This is a genomic window from Brumimicrobium mesophilum (assembly GCF_003025005.1).
Classification (GTDB): Bacteria; Bacteroidota; Bacteroidia; order Flavobacteriales_D; family Crocinitomicaceae; genus Brumimicrobium; species Brumimicrobium mesophilum.
On the sequence record NZ_PVSS01000012.1, the window covers coordinates 1 to 25,956 of the forward strand.

Consider the following 25,956-nt stretch of genomic DNA (forward strand, 5'->3'; position numbering starts at 1 on the left):
TGTGTGAGGTTTTTTTGTTTTATATGGGTCATCAAAATGGCTTGTGATGAAGATATTGTTCGTCCGGTGAAGGTTGGAAGAGTATTCAAATAGTAATCCTATAGACTTCATCTTTTTAAAACGTCCAACATATAATTATGTGGGATATTTGTTTTGTAATCTAATGTATCCGCGTGAGCATCTACACCTACTACGATTTCTTTAAGTGGTCTAACTTTTCATTATCAATTTTATTCGGAAGGAATTCTTAAAGTTTATTCATTGTATAATCTGCAATGATACAAAAGTATATTGCCACTGTTTTCGTGTATATGCTCCATTTGACTGATAATAGGTGAAAAGCGATAAAAACATTACGGAACGTTAAAGTCTTCCTGAATTAAAGTCTTTGCTGTGATGTGCCAGGCTGTCTTTATCGTAAATTGATATTCTACTTGATTAGGTTATTACTTATCAAAATGAATAGATATGCGCTTAATGACCTTGGTTATATTTCAGCTTTTATGGCCTGGGTTGTTTTTGTTTTGCCTTGGTGATTTCTTTAGAGCTTGAATTTGATTCACTTATTTCTCTCTTTATTACACATTCTTTATACAATAATCAATTTGCCTTGGAATAAATTTTTATTCGCTGTAATGTAAGTTTTATTCTTTACCCCGTAGTAGGCGATTAGCTTTGTGCAGTTGTTTTTGTTGCAGTATTGGAATTTGAAGTTGCGACTTTAGAAGCACATTTCAAAGTCCAGAATACTGCCAAAAAGAACAAATAAACTAGAAGACGAATGCGGAATAGGTGCCTAAAAAAGACTATAACCAATTTGTGTTGTTTTACTTTGTTGGTTACCTTCTACTGCGTTGCATAGGATTCTCATTCATCTTTTCTTCCTTAAACAATTTAAATCTTGTAGGTTCAACCTTTCTTGGCCAGCTATTATTGCTGATATCAGTGTCTGCAGTTTCTAAGTAAGGATCTAAAATAAAAGCACTTACTTCTTTTTCAAAATATAAAACTTTAGATATTTTATAATTGTGTTTCTGCCATATTTGAGCTGGAATTCTGATTATTTCTTCAGTTCCATCAGTAAATTCAGCTTTAATGATTAATGGCATTACTAAACCTCCAATATTTTCAAAATTTAGTTCGTAGAAATGTAATCCTTTATTTAATAGTTCTCTATCTTCTCTGCTCAGGGAGTTGTTTAATTTCTCGAAATCTTCTTTATCCGCGGATTCTATGGAATATGGATTTTGATTGTTATAATAATCTGCTAATTCCGGCCTTCTTTCTAATCTTGTTTTATTTGTATCTGCTTGATGTCTTTGGTTACCAATATAATCAGAGGTTCTTTCTGACTCCGTTTTTGATATTTGTTTTTCAATAGCAGGATTACCTGTATTCATTTGAAACCATTTTACATCGGTCATAGCGATATCAACGTGATCGGTAGAGTAGAACCAACCTCTCCAAAACCAATCTAAATCTACTGCAGAAGCATCTTCCATAGTTCTGAAGAAATCTGCAGGAGTAGGGTGTTTAAATGCCCATCTATTCGAATATACTTTAAAAGCATAATCGAACAATTCTCGACCCATGATAGTTTCTCTCAGGATGTTTAAAGCTGTTGCAGGCTTTCCATAAGCGTTGTTTCCAAACTGCCAAATCGATTCTGAATTAGTCATGATTGGAGAAATAATCTCTTTATCTCCACCCATGTAATCACTAATCATATATGCAGGACCCCTCCTTGAAGGATAATTTCGCTCCCATTTCTGTTCTGTAACATATTGTAGAAATGTATTTAGTCCTTCATCCATCCATGTCCATTGGCGCTCATCAGAATTAATTATCATTGGGAAGAAATTATGTCCCACTTCATGAATAATCACTGACATCATTCCATATTTTGTACGTGGAGAGTAAGTGCCATCTTTTTCTGGTCGTCCAAAATTAAAACAGATCATTGGATATTCCATACCTATCGATGCGGCATGAACTGAGATTGCAACGGGATATGGGTAAGGGATGGTATGCTCAGAATATACCTCTAATGTATGTGCAACCACCTCAGTTGAATATTGCTCCCACAATGGATTTCCTTCTTTAGGGTAAAACGACATTGCTAATGTCGTTTTACCATCAATTTTTACTGGCATTACATCCCAAATGAATTTTCTTGAGGATGCAAAAGCAAAGTCACGAACGTTTTCAGCTTTAAACTTCCACGTTTTTACTTTTGTGGATTTAGTTTTTTCGTTTTGTGTAGCTTCCTCTTGATTAATAATAATTGTTGGTTTCGAAAAATCTTTTTTTGCCGCAGCTAATCGTTCTCTTTGTTTACTTGATAAAACCTGCGATTCATTTTGTAAAACTCCGGTTGCTGCAATAACATGATCTTCTGGAACTTTAATTTCAACATTATAATCTCCAAATGGTAGGGAGAATTCGCCTCTACCTAAGAATTGCTTATTTTGCCAACCTTCAACATCGTTGTAAACACACATTCTTGGAAAGAACTTAGCAATTGTATAAAGGTAGTTTTCGTCTTCCGGGAAATACTCATAACCTGCGCGACCACCAATTTTCATCCTATCGTTAATATTGTAATACCATTTTAAGTCAAAACTTATTGATTTTCCAGCTAATAGTGGTTCTTCTAAATCGATACGTAACATTGTTTTATTTATAGCATAGACCAGATCTTCGCCATTTGTGGCTTTAATGGATTCTATTTTATAACCACCATCGAATTCAAACATTTTTCGGTGAACTTTGGAAAGTGTATTGAAATTTTCCATTCTCTCAACTTGAATAAGTTTTGAATCCGAGTCTGGAGCTCGCATATTTTGATCCAATTGAAGCCATAAATACTCTAAATTATCTGGAGAATTATTTACATAAGTAATGCGTTCTGTTCCATTAATGATTTGCTTTTCATCATCTAATTCAATTTTAATGTCATAATTTGCACGTTGTTGATAATATTCATGACCAGGTGCTCCAGAGGCAGTTCTGTATACATTTGGCGTTGGCAACTCTTGTTTCAACTGACGAAATTTGTTCATGTTGATATTCTCAGGATTCACATGACCCTGACTCCAGGAATGCAAACAAGTGAAAGCAAAGATAATTGTTAGTATTATTCTCATAGTTCTATCGTTCTTTTGAATCTTGTGTTTAAAAAGGTAACAAATTGTTTTCCTTTTGGTTTAAATATAGTAAGCTTGTTTTGTTGTAAAGGATAGAAGTCCATTAATAAATTGTATTTTACATCTATAGTTAACGGTTTTTCAACTTTATTTGACACCAGGAATAGTACAACTTGATCATTGTCATTAATTTTCATTCCAACCAAATCTAATTGAAGAGTTCTTTCTTTGATTATGACTTGAAACCCGCTGGAAATTTCCTGTTCAATCATATTGAGATAAAGTGGTTTCCCAACACAATCCTCAAGTCGAGGAATCAAAATGCCTTTATTTTTGATATAATCTTCTAAGTCATGTCCAGTGACTTCCAATGAAATTTCAAATTTTTCTGTTTTCTCATTGTATTGCATTTCAGCAAAGGAGAAATAAAATTCATGCGCCTTTGAGTTCAAGGACATTGAAAAAAAAAGGGATAATAGAATAAGTTTTAATGTCATAGAACTGCCTAATTTACTTAAATTCTTTAAAGTAATTATGAATATTGATGGATGATTATTGAATCTTTTCGGATTCATGTGTTTAACCCGATAAATTACATTTTTATTTTCTGAGCCATCCAAGAATGCGCGCACTCTCTATTTCCCATTTAGATTGATTATTTAACTTCATATAAAAGTTATCCCGAGAAGAACCATTCGGTCCTGGATTCTGTTGAATAATTTCAATCTTGTTATCACTTACATTTGAAACAATGGCAACATGTCCATAGGAATTAAAAATCGTGGCATCAAAAACAATTAAATCTCCTATTTTTGGTTTGGATGAACTAGGATTAGTAAATTGAAGTAAATTTCTCTGCGTATTTAATTCTCCATCTTTAAATTTAATATTGTAAAAACTTAAAGCATGTCCATAACTGTCGGGCATTTTGTGATTGTAATATTGATAATAATATCTTTTTACAAATTCCACACATTGATATTTTAAACCAATATTATACCCCTCTTTAGTATTTCTTCCAATTACGTTCCCAACTTTATCATTGTAATAAACATACACATTATTCAAACTGTCAACTTTCTCACCCACCTTCGGGTGATCATATATTAAGTTAGGCCTCAGTTTTTCTATTGAAAAATAAGTGATTAATGAAATTCCTATAATTAGAAGTATAATTTTCATTTGTCGTTCAAATTATTTTTAATAAAAGTATCAAATTCTAGCTGTAGAATTGATTTTTGCGAAGACATTTTCCTTATCAATCTAACAATCCAATTTTGAAGCTTTATGGTTTTTTATTAATCTGTAGTTTAGAATTTTGGAATATATAATAAATTTAACGCTATATTTGATAAACAAAAACTCAAGAAATTCCAAGAGATGAAAGCTATATCAATATTACTAAGTATATCTGTTTTAATGATTTTTTCTAGTTGTGCAAAGTGCAACAATGAAGAACCAACTGCACGTGTTTTGAATAATGGTTCAACAGCTGCAAATGTTCAAATTACCGCTTCAAATGGAGATATTATTTCAATAACGGAATTGTCTTCTGGTTTAATTTCATCTGTAAAAAGTTATTCTGCTGGAAATGCTTCAATCAATGCCTCTATAGATGGTAGCCAACTTTCACAATCATTAAATATGGAGGAATGCGTATCATATGATATTACAATTACTAGCGAGAACGAAATTGTAGTGTTCTCACAGGAAAAGGATTGATTGTTTTTTGTTCCCAATACACTAGTAAGTCAGCTTGTTAATGTGACAATAAAAGTGCTTAATTGTGTAAAGTTCAAAGGATTTCTTTCTTAAAAAATGTAAAATTGGGTTACACCTTTGGATTAATATTGATATTTTAAGCCTACTAATTAAAACGAAAATTATGAGTAAGAGAATATCAGATAAAATGGAGAAAATCCTTAATACCCAAATGACGCGTGAAGCTTATCAAGCTCAAGTTTATTTATCATATGCATCGTGGGCGGAAGTTAATGGTTTTCCAGGAATTGCGACTTTTTTATATGGACATATGCAAGAGGAGCGTGAGCACATGTTTAAGATTTTAAAATATATCAATGACAGAGGAGGGGAATCAAAAATTGAAGCAATAAAAGCTGCTCCTAAAAATCCTAAAAACTTAGGGGATTGTTTTGAGCAAATCCTTCAACATGAAATTGATAATTCTAAGGAGATTGACAAAATTGTTAATTTAGCTCATGAAGAAAAAGATTGGTCTACTTTCAATTTCGGTCAATGGTTTGTGGAAGAACAAATCGAGGAAGAAACCCTAATCAATGACATCATTGATAAATATCACTTAGCTGCGGGGGAAGGTAAAGGTGGAAATTCTAATCTTTATGATATGGACAGAGATTTAGCATCTGCATCTCAAGAAGGTGATTTGCCAAGGGAGGAAAATCTTTAAAGCTAGCAGAATGCAAGCCATAAAATTAAAAATGTACAAACGGTTTCGTTTGTACATTTTTTGATTGCAACAAGATATTTGCATAAAAAAAATCCCCGTTATTGCTAACGAGGATTTTAATAATATATAAACATCAATGCTTACATAATAGCATCTAATTTGCTTTTCAATTGCTCTTTAGGAACTGCTCCGATTGATTTGTCAGCAACTTCACCATTCTTAATAAACAATACTGTTGGGATGTTACGTACTCCAAATTTCGCTGAAACTCCCGGGTTTGCATCTACATCTACTTTTCCGATAAGTGCTTTTCCTTCATATTCACCATGCATTTCATCGATAATTGGCCCGATTAATCTACATGGTCCACACCATTCTGCCCAAAAGTCAATTAAAACTGGTTTGTCAGAATTCATTACCATCTCATCAAAATTCGCATCTGTTATTTCTACTGCCATAATTTTATTTTTTATTTATTAATGTTCTATTTTATTTCAGCTCATAAATATAAACCTTCAACTTCAATTTATCAAACTTTTTGCCAAGTCTAATTTAAAGACAGATTGGCATAACCGTATATCAAAACACGACATTAACTGTCTATTAGTCCCATTTTACGTAACAAGAAGCTTGCATTCATGTTCTTGGCAACTCCGTTACGAATGCAATAATCAAAGGAAATATCATCACCATTTATTTCCGTGTCAAAATATTTATTGACCACACTTTTGTAAACATTTGCTAATTGAGTTAATGACAAATCATGTGTAGCGATAATTCCTCGCGCTTCTAATTGATTTAATTTCTGTAAGAATTTAGCAGAACCTTCTTCCTTATCTTTTGAATTTGTTCCTTTTAGAATCTCATCTAAAATTATAAAAACGTTTTCTCCTCTTTCAATAGCATCAACAATAAAACGTAGGCGCAATAACTCCGCATGGAAATAAGAAGTTTCATCTTTTAAATCGTCACTTGTTCTCATACTGGAGTAAAGTTTCATATCTGGAAAAACAAATTTTTCTGCCATAACATGAAATCCTGAGCGTGCTAACATTAAATTTACTCCAATACTTCTCAAGAATGTACTTTTTCCTGCCATGTTAGGACCTGTAACAATCGCAAATTGTTCAATGGAGGAAAGTGTGAAGTCGTTACTAACTAATTTTTGAAATGGAATTATTGGGTGACCGAGTTTTATCAATTCTATTGGGCCATCCTTCTGATTGGATAATGTTGGTATAGTCGTTTGATTCTCGAAGTTGTACCTAAAATTCGCTCCACTAATTAATGCCTCCATTTCATAAACAATTTCTTCCCATATTTCTACTTTGTTAGAATAAAGCATATTCCATTTCTCCATGTTAATCAACAAACGGAAATCCCAAGCGAAAAAGTAATTTAAGATAATTGCCACGAGGATGTTATTTCTGAATTCAGCTTGTTTTACCAGTTTAGATAATTCGGTTAATCCTTGTTTTCCATTGTTTTCATCCTGAAACAACTCTTTATGAAAGTCAGACATTAACTTCGAAGAGAAGCTTTCCTTCTCCATTCTCGTTAATTGATTTTGCATGGCGGAAACCCTGAAACCAATTTTTGAAAGTGATTGATGTAAATGGTTTGTCGTTTTTAGGGATTGACGAACTGGAATGAAAATAATAATTGCTCCAATCGCAAAATGAATTCCACCTATAAAATCAAAATAATATGCGCCAAAAGCGATAAATGCGATTATTGGAGAGAGAATACGCAGAACTTTCATCCAAGATTTAACGGGATATTCTTCTTTCGTTAAATCAGAAATGCTCACTTCCGTAGCTTCTTTATCTAAAGTACTTCCGTGTGCCAAATAATCTTGATACCACTCTTTTTTGTTTTTCAATTCATCAATGGCTTCTGCACTTTCTAAAGGAACTTCAACTCCATTCAAAAGGCGTTTTACCAATGCTTCTTCACCTTTTTTAGTTACAGTTCTATTGAATAATTGAAAGAAACTTCCTTTTCCGAAAATATCCATGTCATAACTAAATGGATGTTGAGGGTTCATGTATTCTTCACCATCATCAAAACTTGAAAAATCATATTGACTTCCTTTGATCTCATTTTCATTGATGCTAATAAGTGCTTTTACATAGTTTAATTGGTCTTTATTTTCCGCACTTTTTCGAACGAAAATCAGAAATAAAATAACTGTCGCTATAATTCCTAATGCTGAATAACCACCATAAGGATAAGTGAAATAAGCCAAAATTCCGATGGACAAGAATGAAATTAGACGAACGGCAACCCAAATTCGTGAACGTTTGGTATATTTTTTTAGCTCTACGGCCAATTCTTCTAACCTTTTTGTATAAAACTCTGTTGAATAATTCTCTTTTGTCATTTTTCTAATATGCTAATTATATCTTTGCGCCCATGAATAAAGGCATTCTGTATATGATACTTTCTGGACTTTGCTATATAATAGTAAATGTCCTGGTTAAAATTCTTGGACAAGGTCCAGATCAAACTATCATTTCAGGTTTACAAAAATACCCAATCCCTGAGATTATCCTATTCAGATCGATTATAACATTTTCAATTTGTTTGGCTGTTATTAAAAGTAAGGGGATTCCATTGTTTGGACACAATAAAAAATGGTTGATCATTCGAGGTGTAACGGGAACAATCGCATTAACCTTGTATTTCTATACCTTAAATAACTTGCCAATTGCTATTGCAGCTACGATTCAATATTTGAGTCCAATATTTACGGTGATTCTTGCCATCTTCATTCTTAAAGAAAAAGTAAAACCTATACAAGGCTTGTTTTTTCTCATTGCATTTGTAGGAATTGTTTTTATCAGCTTTTCTAAATATTTTAGTGAAGACGATAACATCTCGAATGTAAATCCATGGTGGATTGTAGTAGGAGTCGTTTCTGCCGCTTTTGCTGGGATGGCTTACAATGCAATTGCAAAATTACGACATACGGATGCACCAATAACAGTCGTCCTTTACTTTCCATTAATTGCAATTCCTGTAATGACGATCCTTACGGCATTCGATTATGTTATTCCTCAAGGAAAGGAATGGGGAGTGATATTGGTAATTGGTGTTTTCACACACATCGCACAAATATTCGCCACGAAATCATTTCACGCTGCGAATACTGCAACAGTAACTCCATTCAAATACTTGGGGTCTATTTATGCTTTTATACTTGGATTGTTTTTGTTTGATGAAGTTATTTCCTTGTATGCGATTGCGGGGATGTTGTTGATTATTGTTGGTGTTTTAGGGAATACTGTTATTAGAGGGAAGATTTTGAGATCTGAAAAAGCAAGAAAGTTACAGTAATTTCTGGATCCTTTATGGCGTACTTTAATTTCATATTTTTTGAAATGGATTACAGATTTTCCAGTTTTTTAAAAACATCCAATTCTAATTTACTACTTCACACATTAATTCTATTTCATAACCTTTTCAATTATTTATGTAACATTTTGAAGTATGATTACCAACATTCATAATAGTTCTTTTAATAGAATTAACCAGCGGAATTTCAGTCATTTGATTCCGTGTTATTATTTAGCGATAATCAAAAAGAGATTCCTCAGTCGTTTTACTCCATTCGGAATGACAAATGTTATATATTATTGATTGGGAAAGTTGCTGAAGCTAAGCTTCATCAACTTTCCCCACCTAACCAACTAATCGATTGTCATTCCGAAAATACAGAGTATTGAGGAATCTCTTTTTGATTGAGATTAGTGGTTATTTAAGTGGAATCAATTTTGTAGTGCGTTTTCATTACAATTATTTTTATAAACATTACAAAAAGTGGTTGTTTACAAATTGGAAACAACCACTTGCAATCACGATAGATTAAAATTAAACCTATATCTAAATCCTCATATTCTCCAAATTCCCACTAAATTCGCCACTACCAAAAACAAATTTTGAAATCCTCCAACGAAAATAAAAGTTTTACTATTTGCCTTGATTGTCAGGGACGTGGAAAGAAACGCCAAAAACTCAGGAAAAAGGTGAAGCTTCGTTTCCAGAGAGAAGTTGAGGAATTTAAAAAGTCTAAAAGCGAAGATACTGCACCTATTCGACCAAAAGGACATTTATCTACTTGTACCACATGTGATGGTTCTGGATTACTTCCTTCTGAAAATCCACCTCAGCCAGATAAAGTAAATTTACCTCATGTTGCTATTATCGGTGGTGGAATAGGTGGTGTGGCTTTGGCCGTTGCTTGTTTTCACCGCGGAATCCCATTTACCCTGTATGAACGAGATAGTAGTTTTGATGTCCGATCTCAAGGTTATGGATTAACTTTGCAGCAGGCCAGTAAAGCCATTGAAGGATTTGGAATTTTCTCATTGAAGAATACAGTAATTTCTACAAGACATGTCGTTCACACTCCAGATGGAAAAGTAATTGGTGAATGGGGCGTTAGAAAATGGATGGATTCGGAAGAAAAGAAAACTTCGAAACGAACAAATATGCATATTGCTAGGCAATCTTTGCGTTTGGCTTTGCTAGAACAATTGGGTGGAGAAAACAAAGTGGAATGGAATCATCAATTGGTAGATTTTCGAGAAGTCCAAAGTGGGGGAGTTGAGTTGGAATTCCTTGTGGAAGGTGAAATCAAAAAAGCCAAGGCTGACCTTTTAGTTGGAGCAGACGGAATTAGAAGTGCTGTTCGGAAAATTTTGATTGGTGATGAAATTACTCCTTTAAGATATCTTGATTGTATAGTTATTCTAGGAATTTGCCCTTTGTCTGCAATGGAGAATGTTGAAAGTCCTTTGTTAGATTCAGCAACGGTTTTTCAAACCGCTAACGGAAATGAACGTATTTATATTATGCCTTTCGACTCGGAATCTATCATGTGGCAATTGAGTTTTCCAATATCAGAGGAAGAGGCGAAAACATTAAGTGCAAAAGGAACAAAAGCGCTCAAAGAAGAAGCCATACGAAGAACTCCATGGCATGATCCAATTCCTGAGATTTTGGAAGCAACGGAAGAAACTCAAATTTCTGGTTACCCAGTTTATGACCGTGAATTACTTTCATCAGAATTCTTGGAAAAAGGAAAGCAAGTTACTTTAATTGGAGATGCTTCCCATCCTATGAGTCCATTTAAAGGTCAAGGAGCTAATCAAGCACTTTTGGATGCTTTGTCTTTGGCGCGAGGAATTGCAATTGGTTGTAGACCAATGTCTAACTGGCGAGGAAATGGAATTCGTGCAAGTGTTTTAACTGAATTCGAAGCTGAAATGTTAAATCGCAGCGCTAAAAAAGTGAAAGATTCAGCGGAAGCAGCACAGTTTTTACATTCTGATGTGGTGCTTTATGAAGGTGATGAACCTAGGGGGAAGTGTTTGAAACGAGGTAAGGAAAGTTATTAATTAAGGATTTATTCTATTTTTTTAGTGTTTTGAAAATTCCTTAGAACGTGAGAAGTTTTAGGTATATTATTACTATCTATTTATCCAAAACTATTATGAAAGTAATATCAGTTATTTTAATTGCAATTTTATTCGTAATTTTAAAGAACACTATTTAGTGGGAATATTTCTAATCCACAGACACTATAAATATCTAAAAATCAAAGCTTATGAAGTCTAATCAGTATTTTACGAGAATCAAAACTTTTTTATTCATTATTTTTATCGGAATAAGTTCATCATTTCAAGCAAACAATAGTATTCCAGTAGACTCCTATTTCAATCACCTTTCTGAAGTGAATGAACAATGGAATAATCACTTAGAAATTGCTCCAAATGGGATGGTTTCATTTGATTCAGATAAAGATAGAATTCAGTTACACCTCAATTTGGTCATTAAACACTTGAAAGAAAATTCTCCCTCAGGTTTAAATTCTAATCAGCTTTCAAACAGATTGACTTTATTAAACAAGCTTCAAGATTATGCTAACAAAAAAGTTTTTCCAATCAATAAATATCATTCGTTGAGAACACCTTATTTTGTGGATCATTTAGGGACGAATTGTGCCGTTGGACAACTGATTTATTTTTCTGGAAATGAAGATTTGGTCGTGAAAATCAGTAATGAACATAACTATGACTATATAAAAGACATTCGCACAGAAGGAATTTTAGAATGGGCCAATGAATTTGGTTTTACTTTGGCAGAATTGAAGTGGATTCAGCCAGGCTATCCACCAACACAAACAATGGATCAAGTTTTAGGTGGGACGAATGGTAGCGTAGAAAAGATTGTAATAAATAATTTAAATGGTGGCTTTTCGATAGCTGGGAATTTCACAGAATTAGATAATTCTGCTTGTTTAAACATTGGATATTACATTAACGATCAGCTTTCTTGTTACGGGAACGGAATCGATGGGAAAATCAATGATATTCAACATAAAACAGATGGCATTTATGTTTTTGGAGAGTTTCCTCACGATGGAGAAGTTTACCCTCTGGCTAAATATGATGGAGTAAATTGGGATTTCATTGGAATTCCAGGTAGAAATGGTGCCACCGCATCAGCAGCAAACTTTGGGGGGCAAGGCTATATCTATGAAGTTGCCATTGCACATAGTTCTATTCCTAACCACCAAGAAATATGGCATTATTTGAACAGTAATACTTGGGAAAGGCAAGCCAAAGTCAATGGAAATATTAATGATATTATTGCGAGTGGATATGGTCGCGTACATGTAGGAAATTTTGATTCGGTAATTGTTTATAATTCTAATGCAACAATTGACACAACCTTTTCTGTAAACAATGTGGTTATTAGTAAAAATTATGAAGACGTTTGGTATGGAATAACTGGCGAGATAAGTGAGACTGTTAATACGGTTAAGGAGATTGGAGGAGCTTTGATTTTTGGAGGAACATGTCAGAGTTCTGCTTTTGGTAATGATGTCTGCATGAGCCGATATTTTAATTCAGTTTTACAACCTCTGTACCTTAATGATCATCAGTACCTCCAGTATTCTGTCAATACCATTGCTTATAATGAGGGGAGTGAATTTGCTTTTGGAGGTGATTTTGAGGTGATGCAAGGTTTGACTTTTGGATATAATCTTGCTAAATACGACCTAATTGCTAATCAGGTAATTCCAATTGCAATGTTGGATCATCCCGTAAACAGTGTTGCTTATATGAATGACGACCTTTATGTTGGCGGAGATTTTGAAATTAACTTATACACCCAAAGCATTAATTATTTAGGAAAAATGTCTTCAACTGTCGGTTTAAATGAAAATATTGCCGAACTCAATCTCAACGTTTATCCAAATCCTTTCAATTCTATATTGAAATTAGAAGGTATTGAAGACGGAGCAAAATACTCAATTCTACACACCGATGGACGTGTGGTGAAAAGCGGAATTATAGAGAATGAGAAAATAACTGATTTAGATTTCTTACCAAAAGGAAGTTATTTGTTACAATTAGAATCGGAGCAAGGGAAAGTGGTAAAGAAAATATTTAAGTAGAATTCCATATTTGTAAGGAGAACAGTTTCACTGTATTTCTATCTACTATAATAAATATATAAATAAATGAACGAAGAAGGCTTAACAGTTAAGAAATCACTAAAAAAAGAGAGGACAACTCGAATTATGAACGCTGTTTTTATAGGTGCAATGATAGGAATAATAATCTTCAGCATTTTTAAAAGTACAATCGGAATTGTTTCATTAATACCGCTGTTCTTTATTTACAGAGGATTTAATAATTCTAATAATAAATAGAATCTACTCAAATGCGCTGCTATTTCAATTTCGCACGAACTTTAATGGTGAATTGAAAGGTAAGAGTTTGTAGTTCATACTAAAAGAATAATTATCATGTGATTGATGATTTTACAGAAGTTATCAAATTAATGATACTGCAAACGGTTTAATTTAAATTCTTTCATTCTTTAATCGTAAAACCGAAAACCTCACTCTAAAAATGACGAAAGTCATACAGATAAGTAGTGTTTAAATATGACTTTTATACTATCTTTGTTGCGAAAATGAAGAAAATAATATCCATATCCCTTCTTTCTATCATGTTGAGCTATGCCTTCAATCAGATTGGAATTTTTGCGGAATATGTTATGGATATTGAGCAATTCACAGAATTATATTGTGAAAACAAAGACAAACCCGACCTGAAATGTAACGGTAAATGTCACCTAGCTGATCAACTTGCAGATAACCAAGAGGAGAAAGAAAGTAAAGACATTCAAGTTTCACCAGAAATTCTTATGTTCTTGGTTGAGTCAAAAATTGAAGCTGAAGAAGAGAAAAGTTTTCACATTGAAAAGAATATTTCTTATTTCTTCAACTCTGATTTAACAAACGGAATTGGTTACGCCATTTTTCATCCACCCCGAGTATAATTTTGTATGGGGTCTTTGACGATTTAAGTCATTCATAGTAGACAAAAGTATTTTTTTCTTGATCAAGATAAAATGTTCAAGCATAGCCGGAGCTATTGTTAAAATTTTGACGTATAACGGAAAAAAATAGAACAAGTCAATTTGGATTAGTTATTCCTTCTTAGACTCTTAGTGTCAAAATAGCAAGTAAAAGCTAGAGTTTACTACTTCTTGCTATACCTTATTTTTTATTAAAAAATTAGTCGTCTCAAAAAATTGAATAGAGAACGATTGAACACATACATTATTTTAAAATTAAAAAGATGAAAAAGATATTTTTATTGTCGTTGATGAGTGCATTCTTATTTGTTGCATGTAAAAAAGACAAAGATGAAACTGAGGAATCGAATCCGGGTGTGACAAACCCAAGCTCAGAATATAAGTTGATTGAAAAAGATACAACAGATAATGATTTAATTGTTGAACTTTATGCAGAAAACGAAACGCTTGAAATGGGTTATACTCCTGTTTATGTGAAGGTGGAAAATTTGAATGGTGATCTTGTTGAAAATGCAATGGTTTCTTTTATGCCAATGATGGACATGGGAATGATGCAACATACAACACCTACCGTGCAACCAATTTACAATTCAACTTCTGGATACTATGAAGGAGTTATTGTTTTTGTAATGTCTTCTTCTCAAGGTGCTTGGGATATCGAAATAATGGTTGATGGAGAAGCTGCAACTATGGACTTAAATGTATTGGGTGCTCCAGCAGGGGAAAAGCACGTTGGTTCGTATGTAGGAACAAATGGAGATAGCTATTTTGTATCAATCGTTAAACCTTTGGATTGGTCAGTTGGAATGAACGATGTTTCATTTATGGTGCACAAGAGAGAGTCAATGATGTCGTTTCCAGTAGTTGAGGGATTAACAATTGCAATGGATCCACAAATGACTTCAATGGGGCACGGTTCTCCTAATAACATTTCTCCAGTAAGTGTTGGAGATGGTTTTTATGAAGGAGAAGTAAACTTTACTATGACAGGTGATTGGAGGTTAAATTTAGATTTAATCGATGCTGGTGATACAATTGTAAATGCAAATATTGATGTCCTATTTTAATTAGGTAATTAAATATAATTCACTTAAAGTCCCTGCAGTCATTGACCGTAGGGACTTAAAAACATATAAGATGAAAAATTTAATACTATTAGGTTTGTTTTTATTTGCTTTAGGATCAGTGTTTTCTCAAGAAGATACACTTAGAGCACCTCAAAATTTCACAGAAATAATTATTCAAGGACAAAGTAAAGAAAGTAAAGATAAAACCGCTGAGCAATTACAAGAATCAACGGATAAGTTGATGAGTACAATTCCTGCAGTTACATTAATTAAACGTGGAAATTTTGCATTGGAACCAACAATCCGAGGTTTAAATGCAGGTCAGATCACAACTACAATTGATGGAATGCAGATGTTTGGAGCTTGTACGGATCGAATGGATCCAATCAGTTCATATATTGAACCAACAAATTTAGAAAAAATTCAATTGAATACTTCTCCAAACGCTGAACAGACAGGAAGCACTGTAGGAGGAGGAATTAATTTCTCATTAATGAAAGCACAATTGAATGCTCCAAAAAAGATGAGCGGTAAATTGGGAGCAGGTTATCAGACCAATGCCAATAATATTCAAACTTTAGGTACTTTTCAATACAGTACTAAACGTTGGGCATTGTTGGTGAATGGGATTTATAGAAAAGCTGATAACTACTTTGCTGCTGATAGACGTGAGATTTTATTTTCTCAATTCGAAAAATGGAATGCTGGTGCAAATTTAGTTGTCGCATTAGACGATCACAACAGAATTTCTTTGGATTATATTCAAGATGAAGGATACGATATTGGTTATCCAGCATTAACAATGGATGTTGCGTTTGCAAAAGCATATATTTCTGCGTTTACACATACCTATAAAAATAAATCTAGAAAATTGAGAAGTATAGAATCTAAATTCTACTTCAATTATATTGACCACGCGATGGATGACACGAAACGCCCAGCTGAAATGGTGCCAATGCACATGGATATGCCGGGAACTTCCCGAACTTTTGGGATGTATAGCAAAGCGAAATATGTTGTGAATCCAAATCACATGTTAAATTTCCAAATCAATGCTTTTCAGAACGATTTACATGCTGAAATGACAATGTACCCAGATACTGGATCAGAGATGTATATGTTAACCATTCCAGATGGGCAGCGCAGAACATACGGCTTAACCGTGTCTGATGCCTGGTTAATAAATTACAAGTTGAAAGCTACGTTTGGAGGAAGAATAGAGATGAATCAATCAGATATTACAACAGAATTTGGAAGACAAACTTTGACCAGTTTTTATGTTGGTGAAGCTGCTCAATCAAGATTCTCAGGGAATGTTTTTGCTCAAATGAATTACAAACTTTCTAAAAAGGTGTGGTTTTATGGTGGTTTAAATTATGCGCAAAGACCTCCTTCTCTGCAAGAAGTATATGGTTTCTATTTATTTAACCGTTTAGATAATCATGATTATTTGGGAAATCCAGATATAGAAAATGAATCTTCGATAAGTGGAAACCTAGGAGCTAATTTGAAGTATGAAAAGTTTGCAATTTCTATGGAAGTTTTTGCAAATTCATTCTCAAATTATATCATTGGAATAGTTCTTCCGGAATACAGCAACATGACAATAGGAGCGGATGGAGTAAAACAATTTGACAACATCGAAAGTGCGTTGCTTGTTGGTGGAGAATTGACTTTAAAATGGGATCCAATTGAAGTTCTAACTGTTCAATCAGTGAATAGTTATACTTATGGAACTGATGAGGTGGGTGGTTATTTACCTTACATTCCACCATTCAAATCTGTAAATTTCATAAAATATCATTACAAAGGTTGGGGATTGAGACTTGAATATGTTGGAGCGTTGGCTCAAAATAATGTGAGTACCGCAAGATATGGTGAGGGAACAACTCCTGCGTTTAATCTTTTAAATGTAGCTGTACAAAAACGTTTCGATTTGAAAAATGATAAATCTCTTCATGCTGAGTTTGGTATAGATAATATTTTCGATACACCTTATTACGAGCATTTAGACGTTTTGAAAATTCAACGACAAGGATTGAACTTTGTGTTTCGCACAACATTTGTATTTTAAAGAAAAAATCTAACCCATATAAATCAAAAACAGCCCAAAAGATATCTTTTGGGCTGTTTAATCTTGAAGTCTAACCTCTATGACTTATTTCTCTTGGTAATCTGAAATTTCAGCACAACCAACTCTTTTTCCAGCGTCTCCTGATGGTTGCGAAACGAAATCATCACCTCCTTGGTGAATAATTACAGAACGTCCAACGATATTTTTATTTGTATCATCACATCCAATACACCATTCTGAAGTTTCAAACCTTACAGTTGCTGTTCCATCTTCTGTAGCTTCAAAATTTCCTATATCACCTTTGTGAAATCCTTCTGCATCTCCCCATTTTCCATGACGTTCACCTGTAGGGTTCCAGTGTCCACCTGCTGATTTCCCATCGTCAGAGCTACAATTTGCAGTTTCGTGTAAATGAATGGCATGAGTTCCTTTGTTTAAGCCTTCAAATTTAGCTTCCATTACTACTTGTCCCATTTTCTCTTCAAAAGTGATATAACCAGAGGCTTTACTTTGGCTTTTTGCATTCAATTCGGTCCTGATTATTTTCGTTTTGAAATTGTCTGGATCTCCCATTTTTACTGAAGAGCTTTCATCTGAGTCATTATTTGACATTGAAGTAGAATCAGTTTTATTTCCGCCATCTTCATCTGCCTGAATAGCATTTTCACAGCTAAAAGAAATCATTCCTATTGCTAAAATAGAAACAATGTATAAGTTTAAATTTTTCATATTATTAATGTTTAAGTTTATGAGAAAGTTAATGATTAGGAAACTATAAAGAAAAATTCCGATTACAATAAATGTTAATCGGAATTGCAACAATAGATTATAAACTGAGTAAGGATTTAGTTTATCACTTCGTTTATTTTCTCCCACATTAAATCATGAAATACTATTGGAACTAATGAATTGTCCGGTGATTCGCCCATTCTAATTACAACCATATTTCTACTTGGAATTATTAGAATAAATTGACCATTCTTCCCTAATGCTGCATATAAATCTTGGGGGGCATTATCCGAAATTTGTTGATTAAAAGAAAAAGTTGAGCCTGGAAAAACAACAGATGATTTGCCATTTAGCCAAAATAAATACCCATAAGAGGGATTTATGGTTTGAGAAGAGTTAACCATAGATTCAAAATAATTTTGATCTGTCATAATTTGATTTCCATCCCATTCTCCATTATTTAACAAAAGAGATCCAAATCTTGCAGCGTCTCTTGCTGTAGAAGAATAAACATTAAGTTCAGATAATTGTAACCAATTACCTTGCATTCCAATTGTTGATTCTAGTTTTTGATCAGTATATGCATTAAAGGATATTCCTGTTGCGTTTTCTACAACATTTTTCAAGAGTGTGTAAGGTGCGTTATGATAATACCATTGGTCACCTGCGTTTTCTTTGTAGGTTAAACAGGAAGGAGAGGTACAATCTAAATCAGAAACATTATAATCTAAACCAGTAGTCATAGTTAACTGATGCTTAACACTTATCAAGTTTTCTTTTTCAAGAACCATGTTGGTCCAATTATTACCTAAGTATTCGGAAGTTTTGTTTTCTATATTAAGAAGGCCATCTTCTTGAGCTAACCCCAATAAAAAGGAAGTAATTGTTTTTCCAGCGGATGCCCAATACCATTGAGAGTCTTTGGAAAATTCACTTGTATTTAGAATGTTGTTTCCCCAATATTTTTCAATTGCAATTTTTCCATTTTCCATAAGGATGAATGCCCTTGTACCACTTTGAGATAAAAAATCATATAACTCAGAAGTGTCTGGCAAATCATAACCTAATTCATTAAGGTTTGCAACATCCCATTCTGATGAATTAATAGGAGGGAAATAGTATTCTGTAGATGGGTTAGGAGTGTTTGGATTTGAAATAATTTCGTTCTTCTCTTTCTTACAAGCCAATAACATCAATAAAATAAACAATAAGTATTTCATTGTTAAAAGTTTAAATGCGAAAAGGAGAATTCCTTGTTACTTTCAAAAGTATAACATTTGATTTATAAAAACATAATTGTAGTTTTTTAATGTTGAGTAAAAACAAAAAGATTTTTGAGAACTATTTTCCTAATTTCTTTCTCTTTCTTTGTAATTTGCTTTGCCTGAAAACTTTTTAGGTTTTGGCTTCCCTAGCATCAAAGCTAAGTGAGATTTTAAGATTCTTCCCATATGATTGTATTTTGAGAAGCGTTTTGTATCATGGTAAATGTTTAAATCTGCGGCAAGTGTAGCAATTTTTTCTGGTGTTGAAAGTTCTTGGTAGAGCATTGAATCCAGTAAACGATTTAATCTAGCTAAGGCCAATTTGTATCGTCTTTTCATTAATGTTCTTTCCTCATATCTATATTGTTCAACGGTCTCTGGTGTGAGTAGTTGAATGCAGAAATCAATTATTTTGTTATTTTCCTTATAATATTGAGGCTTATAATGATTTTGTCTTCCTTCGTAAGCGGTTTGATCGAAATCAATAGGTCGAACCCTATATTGTTCTTTGTCGAAGTCTGGAGTAATCGCCACAACATAGTTGTACGAGCGCATGTCACCGAGTAACATTACAAAACAGCGTTCATTAAATTTTACAAATTCTTTGGCCATTCCAGTTGGATAAAAATTAGGTGAATCCATGTAATTATCCATAAATTGATCTCCGGGAATTCCTGCAATATGTGCTTCAACTAAAGTATTTCCATCAACCATATAGTCCATTCTATTTGGTGAAAGAATATGTTCTAATTCTAAACCATAAACCCTGGAAGCATCAGCTCTTTTAATGTAGAAATAATCGTGGTGGTCATTTAGCTTATTTACAATCTTTATCCGGAAAGGGTTTGAATTTGCAAACAAACAATAATCAATTGCTCCAACTGTTAAATGACTTATAATTTCTGTATCACCCCCTGTTTTAAGTTCAGCGTATATTTCCTTTAAACCTTTTAAAATTTCTTCTTGAGTGGCCATGTCATAAATAACACTTTCCCAATAAGTATTTTCACCGTTCGCATCATAAACCGGACTACTGTCATTCCAACGTAACATGTCTTCATAAGCAACAGCAATGGAATCTTCACGTCCATATTTACGTAAATACTTTCGTAAACCTTGGTTAATTGGAAATGGTGGTTTCTTTTTTGAAATATCCATGTAGAAAATTCTATTGGTTTTTTGAATACTGTTAATTTCAAATATACAAAGAAATTTAAGAATACGGTAGGAGATTCTAGAGTCTTGAGTACTCAGTCTAGAGTGCCGAGGCTCGAGGTTCGAGTTTGCAGTATGGTGAAGTGTCAATTCTCAAGACTCAAGACTCCCAACTCAAGACTCCCTAAATAGTAAAGGGACTTCATTGGAGTGAAATCCCTTTACATTTAAACAAATAAAGTAGTTGTTAAACCTCTTAAACCACTACTCTAAAAAGAAGGACAAGAAATTGTTCTGAAGCTTGGCTTCTTTTTCTTGCATGCTATATCAAACCCTAAGGAGATTTCATGTGAACCTCCAGAAATTCCGTTGTTTAAAGCAGATACCGTCACATCATAACTATATCCCACTTTAAAAGTTCCTGTATTTAATCCTGCTGATAAAATAAATGCATCTCTTGACCTAAACCAAGCACCTGCAGTTAAAGCACCATATTGAACGTATGTTCCAAGAAGCATTTCCATAAAGCCTTGTTGATATTGGAAAATCATGTTTGGCATGATTGAAACATCAGTGTTAAATTGTGATTTTCCACCCAAAGGTAGTTTCGCCCCCATGTGTCCTGTAAAACGAATTGGCATAGGGCTATTTCCAATAATCATTGATTCATCAGGCATATTTAGATGGTAAGCTGAAACACCGAAGAAGAACTTCTCAGTAAAACCCACCATTCCTGCAGAAACGTCGAAGAATCCTCTTGTTCCACCTCTAGGCGTATCGTTAGTACCATAAATGAAACCTCTTCTTGGGTCAATCATATCACCAAAAGTAAGTCTATCCCAATCTAATGATTTTTGATTCCATGTTGCTTTACCAGCAAACATCATGGTGAATTTTCGGTTCACTTTTAAATGATAATTGTAAATCAAACTAATTGTAGAATGGTTAATTGTTCCTCTTCCTTGTTGGTCATGTGTTAAGATAACCCCTAATCCTCCATTTATCCCACTAAGGTATTGATCATAGGAAGCAGAATAAGTTACATAAGAACCATCCAATTTTGGCCATTGATTTCTATAATTTACAGCAAATCTGGGACACAAATTACTTCCCGCAAATGCAGGATTCAAGTAAATTGGATTCGCATAAAATTGCGAAAACTGTGGATCCTGTGCGTATACTTCTCCAAAGAAGGAGAACAAAAATATGATGAGTAGTTTTTTCATAATTATTTGTTTTAATTAGCGTTTTAAAAACCTAGCGGCGTTTCTACTAGGTTTTAATAAAAATCTCATTGAGATTTGGTGTGAAATATTTTGTTGTGCTAATAATCTACTTTCAGTATAATCTACATTATAATGCAAACTAAACTGTTTAAAAATCACACCTAAAGATGAAGCTAAATCAGCATTAGAACTTACACCAATTCCAATTTGTAACCAGTTGTATTGGAAATTAGAACCTAACCATAATTCATTTAAATCACCATAATTTTGAAATAATGCATAACCGCTAATTCTCATTTGTCGTGTTTTAGCAACATATTCTGTTCCCATTATTGCAGTATAGTGAATGCTTGATTTGTACTCTTTATCTAAATTAGATGAATAGTAGTTGTTGTAATGTCTTCCAATATTGTCAGCATTAAATCCTGCATAGAACCATTTGGTGTTTAGCATAAACCCAAGTCCCATATCACGATACCACAATTGTTGTCCGTTGGCTACTTTTTCATCTTCAAATAAAGAAACAATATTCCTGCGGTCCAATTCAATGCTATTTCCAATACTACTGGATTGTTGATCTAAATTTAGAACACCCATTTTAAGGCGGATTGCTGGTTCAAATGAAATCTTTTTATTGACAGAAAATTTAGGCGAATAAGTCAATCCAGTAGAGTAATTACTTATGTCATTGCCTTGATAATTGTTGTAATTGACATCAACCCCAACACCTCCTCGAAGTGCGTAAACGTAACCGTCATAAGAAATAGTATTCATCAATTGGCTATTTGATTCGTTTAGCCATTGCATGCGAGAAGTAGCCTGAATTCTGTTACCCGAAGCTGATCCAACCATAGCTATGTTAGCATCGTATCCTGACATCATTGGAGTATGGAAATTAGGATTTTTAGTGTTTTGCATTGCCACAGGATAATCTGCCATTCGTTTTATTTTTCTGAATGTAGAGCTTAAAGTTTTCTTAAAACTAGATTTTGAAGCAGTAGATTTAGAGGTCTTTTTAGATTTGTTATGTGCAAAATCATTTGCTCTATCACTTCCGCTATCAATTTTCAAATTGGTGTTAGCTCTATCTTTTTCTCTTAAATAATCCGATATTATTTCAAAATCACTTGAAATAACTTGGCTTTGATTATTTACGGCTAAATATTGATCTTCAATGGTGTTTTGATTTTTAGCTATAAAATGTGAATATTCATCGGTTTGAATTATTCTTTCTACATCACTTAAATGGTCATTTGATGAAGCTTGATCAATTACTGCTGTTTGAGATCTAGACCAATTGATTGGGGAATTGCTATTATCTGAGCTAGAATTAATATTTTTAATCGGTGTTTTGATTGCTTTTGAATCAACCTCTTTGTCTTGAAAATCAGTGCTTAAGTTTTTCTTATTTGACAAAGCCAATAATTGATCAACATATAAATCAGTTTGCTCGGTTTCAGTTTCAATAATTTCGGCATCAATATCTTCCATTGTGTATATTGGAGTAGAAGGAATTAAACCATATCCTAGCCAAGCTAATACGAAAGCTAAAAATCCAATTCCAACTAAAGAAAATGGACGTAATAAAAATGGAGCTGATTTTATTAGGTGCTCAGAAGAAAATTCTGTCTGGGCTGGTGCTTTGATTTTAGCGCTTGACCAAGCCTTAAATTCAGGCATTAATTCAGGATGAAGTTCCAAAAAATCAAATAAATGCGATTCTTGTTCATCTGTAAGGTTTCCCTCAGTGAACTCAAAAAGCCATCGGTCTATGTTTTCGAAATTTAATTTGCTCATTGAATTTTTGTTAAATCGCCTAACTGTTTTTTAATTTTTTTACGTGCTCTGTATAAGTAAACTTTTACTTGGCTATCGGATAAATCCAAAATGTCACCAATTTCCTCATACGAATAACCTTCTAAATCCCTTAAGAGAATGATACTTTTTTGTAGTGGTGGAAGAAGAGATAAAGCCAAATCAATAATTTCTTGATTTTCAAAACTTTCATCAATATTCATCTGCTCTGGAATCATGTCTGTGTCATATACAGTACGCTGTTTCCTTTTTGCAAAATTGATCAATGTATTGTGTCCTGTACGAAACATCCACGCTTTACATTTTTCAACTTCAACTTTCTTCTTGTTTTTCCACAATTTTTCAAAAACATCCTGAACAATATCTTGACTATCCTCGCTATTGCGGAGGAAGCTAAAAACATACCCAAACAAGTTGGATGAATGTTTCTCTACAGCGATATTGTACTCTCTACGATTCAAAATGTGCACATATAACAGTAAAACAATTTAACAGGTGCAAAAGTTACACCCCTGTTCAATTATTTTTTAAAATAAAGCATTTTTTATTGAAACCTTAAAATTATTCATACTTTATTATGTACTTATAACGGCTAAATGTTTTTTAGTAACGAAAAAGATTTAGTATGTTTTTTTTTAGTAGATTTAAGGAAGTTAAATAGAAAAAATAAAACCTGCTAAAGGTTATTTTTGAAAATAAAGAGCCGTTTGAAACTTTTTCTAAACTTCTGAAAGGAAAATTTAGAAAAAGTTAAACGAGTAATAACTATAAAATTATGGAAAGACAAGAAAGATTATTTGATATACCTTATTACCAGCTTGAAAAATTCCCTCAGGACATCATGTTTTCTACTAAAATTGATGGGAAATGGGACGCTGTGAGTACAAAAGAATTTTTGGAGAAATCAAATTTGGTTTCGCGAGGACTAATTGCACTAGGGGTGAAACCTGGAGATAAGGTTGGATTGGTTTCAGGGAATAGGGTTGAATGGAATATTATGGATATTGGAATTCAACAAACCGGTGCTATTGGAGTTCCGATTTATCCCAATATTTCAACCAAAGATTACAAATATATTTTTGGTGATGCTGACATTAAAATGTGTGTTACTGGTGATGAAGATCTTTATTCAAAAATAACAGGAATTAAAAGTGAATTACCATCATTAGAGAAAGTGTATTGCTTCGATAAAGTTGATGGAGCAAATCATTGGACTGAAATTATGGATGAAGCTGATAAAGTAGATATTTCAGAAGTAGAAGTTAGAAAATCTGTGATTAAGAATGGTGATTTAGCAACAATGATTTACACCTCAGGAACAACAGGGAATCCTAAAGGAGTAATGCTTTCTCATAACAATCTTCTATCAAATGTTTATGGAAGCTATCCGCGTATTCCTGGAGACTCCAACAGTAGATCTTTGTCGTTCTTACCTGTATGTCACGTTTATGAAAGAATGTTACATTACTTATATATGAGGGCTGGTTTTTCTATTTATTTCGCTGAAAGTTTAGATACAATTGGAGATAATATTAGAGAGGTTAAACCGCATGTATTTACGGCTGTTCCAAGGCTAATTGAAAAAGTATACCAAAAAATCATTGCTAAAGGTGATGATCTTTCTGGAATTAAGAAATGGCTTTTCTTTTGGGCTGTTTCTGTTGGTGATGAATATGAACAAGAAGGAAAGTCTGGTTGGTACAATTTTAAACTAAAAATTGCTCGTAAACTTATTTTTTCGAAATGGAAAGAGGCCCTTGGAGGAGAAGTGTTAGCAATAGCTTCAGGTGCAGCTGCATTGCAACCAAGGTTGGCAAGAATCTTCTTAGCCGCTGAAATTCCAATTCTTGAAGGTTATGGATTAACAGAAACATCTCCTGTTATTTCTGTAAACTGTAAGAAAAATGGAATTAAATTCGGAACAGTTGGAACTTTGTTAGATAACGTAGAAGTAAAATTCGCTGAAGATGGTGAAATCATCGTTCGTGGTCCAAACGTAATGATGGGTTATTACAATCAACCTGAAAAAACTGCTGAAGTACTTTCTGAAGATGGATGGTTTTCTACAGGAGATATTGGCGAAATGATCGATGGTAAATATTTAAAAATCACAGACCGTAAGAAAGAAATTTTTAAAACTTCAGGAGGGAAGTATATTATTCCACAAATGATGGAAAATAAATTCAAAGAATCTCGTTTCATCGAACAAATTATGGTGATTGGAGAAGGTGAAAAGCACCCGGCTGCATTGGTGGTTCCAGTTTTTGATTTCGTTAGAGATTGGGCAGATCGCAAAGGAATAAAAGTGGAAAATGATAACAAATCTTTGATTGAACACCCTGAGGTGATCAAAAGAATGGAGCAAGAAATTGACCAGTACAATGAATTGTTTGGACAATTTGAAAGAATTAAAAGATTTGAATTACTTCCAGTAGAATTTTCAGTTGAAGGTGGGGAAATGACCCCAACATTGAAATTTAAGCGTAAAAAGATTATGGAAATTCACGCAGCTTCTGTAGCGAAGATTTATAGAAATGCAGAATAGTCATATATCGGTGATACAATGAGGGTGGGTCTGTAAACCCCAAAATCAATGATGAGTTATAATTGAATTCAAAAATACAATAATCGAAGGGACCAGCTTTATGAGT

General features: G+C 33.4%; 20 protein-coding genes. 9 read left to right on the top strand and 11 right to left on the bottom strand.

Features of this window, described 5'->3' with window-relative positions:
• Window positions 1-839: 839 nt before the first annotated feature.
• The 3 genes from C6368_RS12590 to C6368_RS12600 are packed head-to-tail and all read right to left on the bottom strand — an operon-like array spanning window position 840 to window position 4,328.
• Window positions 840-3,146, bottom strand: coding sequence for a M1 family metallopeptidase (locus C6368_RS12590; RefSeq protein WP_107039576.1), 2,307 nt, complete (start codon window positions 3,144-3,146; stop codon window positions 840-842).
• The gene (locus tag C6368_RS12595; protein WP_159038585.1) at window positions 3,143-3,721 is read right to left on the bottom strand and encodes a DUF6702 family protein; all 579 of its coding nucleotides are present in this window, start codon (window positions 3,719-3,721) and stop codon (window positions 3,143-3,145) included. The genes C6368_RS12590 and C6368_RS12595 overlap by 4 nt, the downstream gene beginning before the upstream one ends.
• A gap of 25 nt (window positions 3,722-3,746) precedes the next feature.
• Window positions 3,747-4,328, bottom strand: coding sequence for a CHAP domain-containing protein (locus C6368_RS12600; RefSeq protein ID WP_107039578.1), 582 nt, complete (start codon window positions 4,326-4,328; stop codon window positions 3,747-3,749).
• A 198-nt stretch (window positions 4,329-4,526) separates the two neighbouring features.
• Between C6368_RS12600 and C6368_RS12605 the strand changes: the two genes are divergently transcribed.
• Complete coding sequence (locus tag C6368_RS12605; RefSeq protein WP_107039579.1) at window positions 4,527-4,868, top strand: hypothetical protein; 342 nt, start codon at window positions 4,527-4,529, stop codon at window positions 4,866-4,868.
• Between the two features lie 163 nt (window positions 4,869-5,031).
• Window positions 5,032-5,574: a ferritin gene (locus C6368_RS12610; protein WP_107039580.1), complete on the top strand. Its 543-nt coding sequence runs from the start codon at window positions 5,032-5,034 to the stop codon at window positions 5,572-5,574.
• Between the two features lie 140 nt (window positions 5,575-5,714).
• Here C6368_RS12610 and trxA read toward each other — a convergent pair whose 3' ends face one another.
• Both trxA and C6368_RS12620 read right to left on the bottom strand, forming a co-directional pair.
• On the bottom strand, window positions 5,715-6,032 hold the full coding sequence (gene trxA / locus C6368_RS12615) for a thioredoxin (protein WP_107039581.1): 318 nt from the start codon (window positions 6,030-6,032) through the stop codon (window positions 5,715-5,717).
• A 134-nt stretch (window positions 6,033-6,166) separates the two neighbouring features.
• On the bottom strand, window positions 6,167-7,957 hold the full coding sequence (locus C6368_RS12620) for a MutS-related protein (protein WP_107039582.1): 1,791 nt from the start codon (window positions 7,955-7,957) through the stop codon (window positions 6,167-6,169).
• Window positions 7,958-7,989: 32 nt separating this feature from the next.
• Between C6368_RS12620 and C6368_RS12625 the strand changes: the two genes are divergently transcribed.
• From C6368_RS12625 to C6368_RS12655, 6 genes are all read left to right on the top strand, one after another.
• On the top strand, window positions 7,990-8,913 hold the full coding sequence (locus C6368_RS12625) for a DMT family transporter (RefSeq protein WP_107039583.1): 924 nt from the start codon (window positions 7,990-7,992) through the stop codon (window positions 8,911-8,913).
• Window positions 8,914-9,512: 599 nt separating this feature from the next.
• A complete protein-coding gene (locus C6368_RS12630) occupies window positions 9,513-10,976 on the top strand; it encodes an FAD-dependent oxidoreductase (RefSeq protein ID WP_107039584.1) in 1,464 nt (487 codons plus the stop codon).
• Between the two features lie 209 nt (window positions 10,977-11,185).
• Window positions 11,186-13,042 carry a T9SS type A sorting domain-containing protein gene (locus C6368_RS12635; RefSeq protein WP_107039585.1) on the top strand — a complete coding sequence of 619 codons (1,857 nt, stop codon included), beginning with the start codon at window positions 11,186-11,188 and terminating at the stop codon, window positions 13,040-13,042.
• A 524-nt stretch (window positions 13,043-13,566) separates the two neighbouring features.
• Entirely contained in the window at window positions 13,567-13,935 is a 369-nt protein-coding gene (locus tag C6368_RS12645) for a hypothetical protein (protein ID WP_159038586.1), read from the top strand.
• 302 nt (window positions 13,936-14,237) lie between these two features.
• Complete coding sequence (locus C6368_RS12650; RefSeq protein WP_107039588.1) at window positions 14,238-15,041, top strand: FixH family protein; 804 nt, start codon at window positions 14,238-14,240, stop codon at window positions 15,039-15,041.
• 70 nt (window positions 15,042-15,111) lie between these two features.
• Entirely contained in the window at window positions 15,112-17,115 is a 2,004-nt protein-coding gene (locus tag C6368_RS12655) for a TonB-dependent receptor plug domain-containing protein (protein WP_107039589.1), read from the top strand.
• A gap of 84 nt (window positions 17,116-17,199) precedes the next feature.
• Here C6368_RS12655 and C6368_RS12660 read toward each other — a convergent pair whose 3' ends face one another.
• The 6 genes from C6368_RS12660 to C6368_RS12685 form a co-directional block, all read right to left on the bottom strand.
• The gene (locus tag C6368_RS12660; RefSeq protein ID WP_107039590.1) at window positions 17,200-17,844 is read right to left on the bottom strand and encodes a superoxide dismutase family protein; all 645 of its coding nucleotides are present in this window, start codon (window positions 17,842-17,844) and stop codon (window positions 17,200-17,202) included.
• Window positions 17,845-17,960: 116 nt separating this feature from the next.
• Window positions 17,961-19,064: a serine hydrolase domain-containing protein gene (locus C6368_RS12665; RefSeq protein ID WP_107039591.1), complete on the bottom strand. Its 1,104-nt coding sequence runs from the start codon at window positions 19,062-19,064 to the stop codon at window positions 17,961-17,963.
• Between the two features lie 129 nt (window positions 19,065-19,193).
• Window positions 19,194-20,267, bottom strand: coding sequence for a hypothetical protein (locus C6368_RS12670; protein ID WP_107039592.1), 1,074 nt, complete (start codon window positions 20,265-20,267; stop codon window positions 19,194-19,196).
• A gap of 266 nt (window positions 20,268-20,533) precedes the next feature.
• Window positions 20,534-21,490 (bottom strand): PorP/SprF family type IX secretion system membrane protein, encoded by a 957-nt coding sequence (locus tag C6368_RS12675; RefSeq protein ID WP_107039593.1) that lies wholly within the window; start codon window positions 21,488-21,490, stop codon window positions 20,534-20,536.
• A 15-nt stretch (window positions 21,491-21,505) separates the two neighbouring features.
• A complete protein-coding gene (locus C6368_RS12680) occupies window positions 21,506-23,287 on the bottom strand; it encodes a type IX secretion system membrane protein PorP/SprF (RefSeq protein WP_107039594.1) in 1,782 nt (593 codons plus the stop codon).
• Window positions 23,284-23,766 (bottom strand): RNA polymerase sigma factor, encoded by a 483-nt coding sequence (locus C6368_RS12685; RefSeq protein WP_159038587.1) that lies wholly within the window; start codon window positions 23,764-23,766, stop codon window positions 23,284-23,286. The genes C6368_RS12680 and C6368_RS12685 overlap by 4 nt, the downstream gene beginning before the upstream one ends.
• Before the next feature lie 314 nt (window positions 23,767-24,080).
• On the opposite strand from C6368_RS12685, the gene C6368_RS12690 reads away from it, so the two are divergent.
• Entirely contained in the window at window positions 24,081-25,850 is a 1,770-nt protein-coding gene (locus C6368_RS12690) for an AMP-dependent synthetase/ligase (RefSeq protein ID WP_107039596.1), read from the top strand.
• The last annotated feature ends 106 nt before the right edge of the window (window positions 25,851-25,956 follow it).

Coding starts and splice junctions, on each gene's coding strand:
- C6368_RS12590 (WP_107039576.1), bottom strand. CDS start 3,146: ATGAGAATAATACTAACAATTATCTTTGCTTTCACTTGTTTGCATTCC.
- C6368_RS12595 (WP_159038585.1), bottom strand. CDS start 3,721: ATGAATCCGAAAAGATTCAATAATCATCCATCAATATTCATAATTACT.
- C6368_RS12600 (WP_107039578.1), bottom strand. CDS start 4,328: ATGAAAATTATACTTCTAATTATAGGAATTTCATTAATCACTTATTTT.
- C6368_RS12605 (WP_107039579.1), top strand. CDS start 4,527: ATGAAAGCTATATCAATATTACTAAGTATATCTGTTTTAATGATTTTT.
- C6368_RS12610 (WP_107039580.1), top strand. CDS start 5,032: ATGAGTAAGAGAATATCAGATAAAATGGAGAAAATCCTTAATACCCAA.
- trxA (WP_107039581.1), bottom strand. CDS start 6,032: ATGGCAGTAGAAATAACAGATGCGAATTTTGATGAGATGGTAATGAAT.
- C6368_RS12620 (WP_107039582.1), bottom strand. CDS start 7,957: ATGACAAAAGAGAATTATTCAACAGAGTTTTATACAAAAAGGTTAGAA.
- C6368_RS12625 (WP_107039583.1), top strand. CDS start 7,990: ATGAATAAAGGCATTCTGTATATGATACTTTCTGGACTTTGCTATATA.
- C6368_RS12635 (WP_107039585.1), top strand. CDS start 11,186: ATGAAGTCTAATCAGTATTTTACGAGAATCAAAACTTTTTTATTCATT.
- C6368_RS12645 (WP_159038586.1), top strand. CDS start 13,567: ATGAAGAAAATAATATCCATATCCCTTCTTTCTATCATGTTGAGCTAT.
- C6368_RS12650 (WP_107039588.1), top strand. CDS start 14,238: ATGAAAAAGATATTTTTATTGTCGTTGATGAGTGCATTCTTATTTGTT.
- C6368_RS12655 (WP_107039589.1), top strand. CDS start 15,112: ATGAAAAATTTAATACTATTAGGTTTGTTTTTATTTGCTTTAGGATCA.
- C6368_RS12660 (WP_107039590.1), bottom strand. CDS start 17,844: ATGAAAAATTTAAACTTATACATTGTTTCTATTTTAGCAATAGGAATG.
- C6368_RS12665 (WP_107039591.1), bottom strand. CDS start 19,064: ATGAAATACTTATTGTTTATTTTATTGATGTTATTGGCTTGTAAGAAA.
- C6368_RS12670 (WP_107039592.1), bottom strand. CDS start 20,267: ATGGATATTTCAAAAAAGAAACCACCATTTCCAATTAACCAAGGTTTA.
- C6368_RS12675 (WP_107039593.1), bottom strand. CDS start 21,490: ATGAAAAAACTACTCATCATATTTTTGTTCTCCTTCTTTGGAGAAGTA.
- C6368_RS12680 (WP_107039594.1), bottom strand. CDS start 23,287: ATGAGCAAATTAAATTTCGAAAACATAGACCGATGGCTTTTTGAGTTC.
- C6368_RS12690 (WP_107039596.1), top strand. CDS start 24,081: ATGGAAAGACAAGAAAGATTATTTGATATACCTTATTACCAGCTTGAA.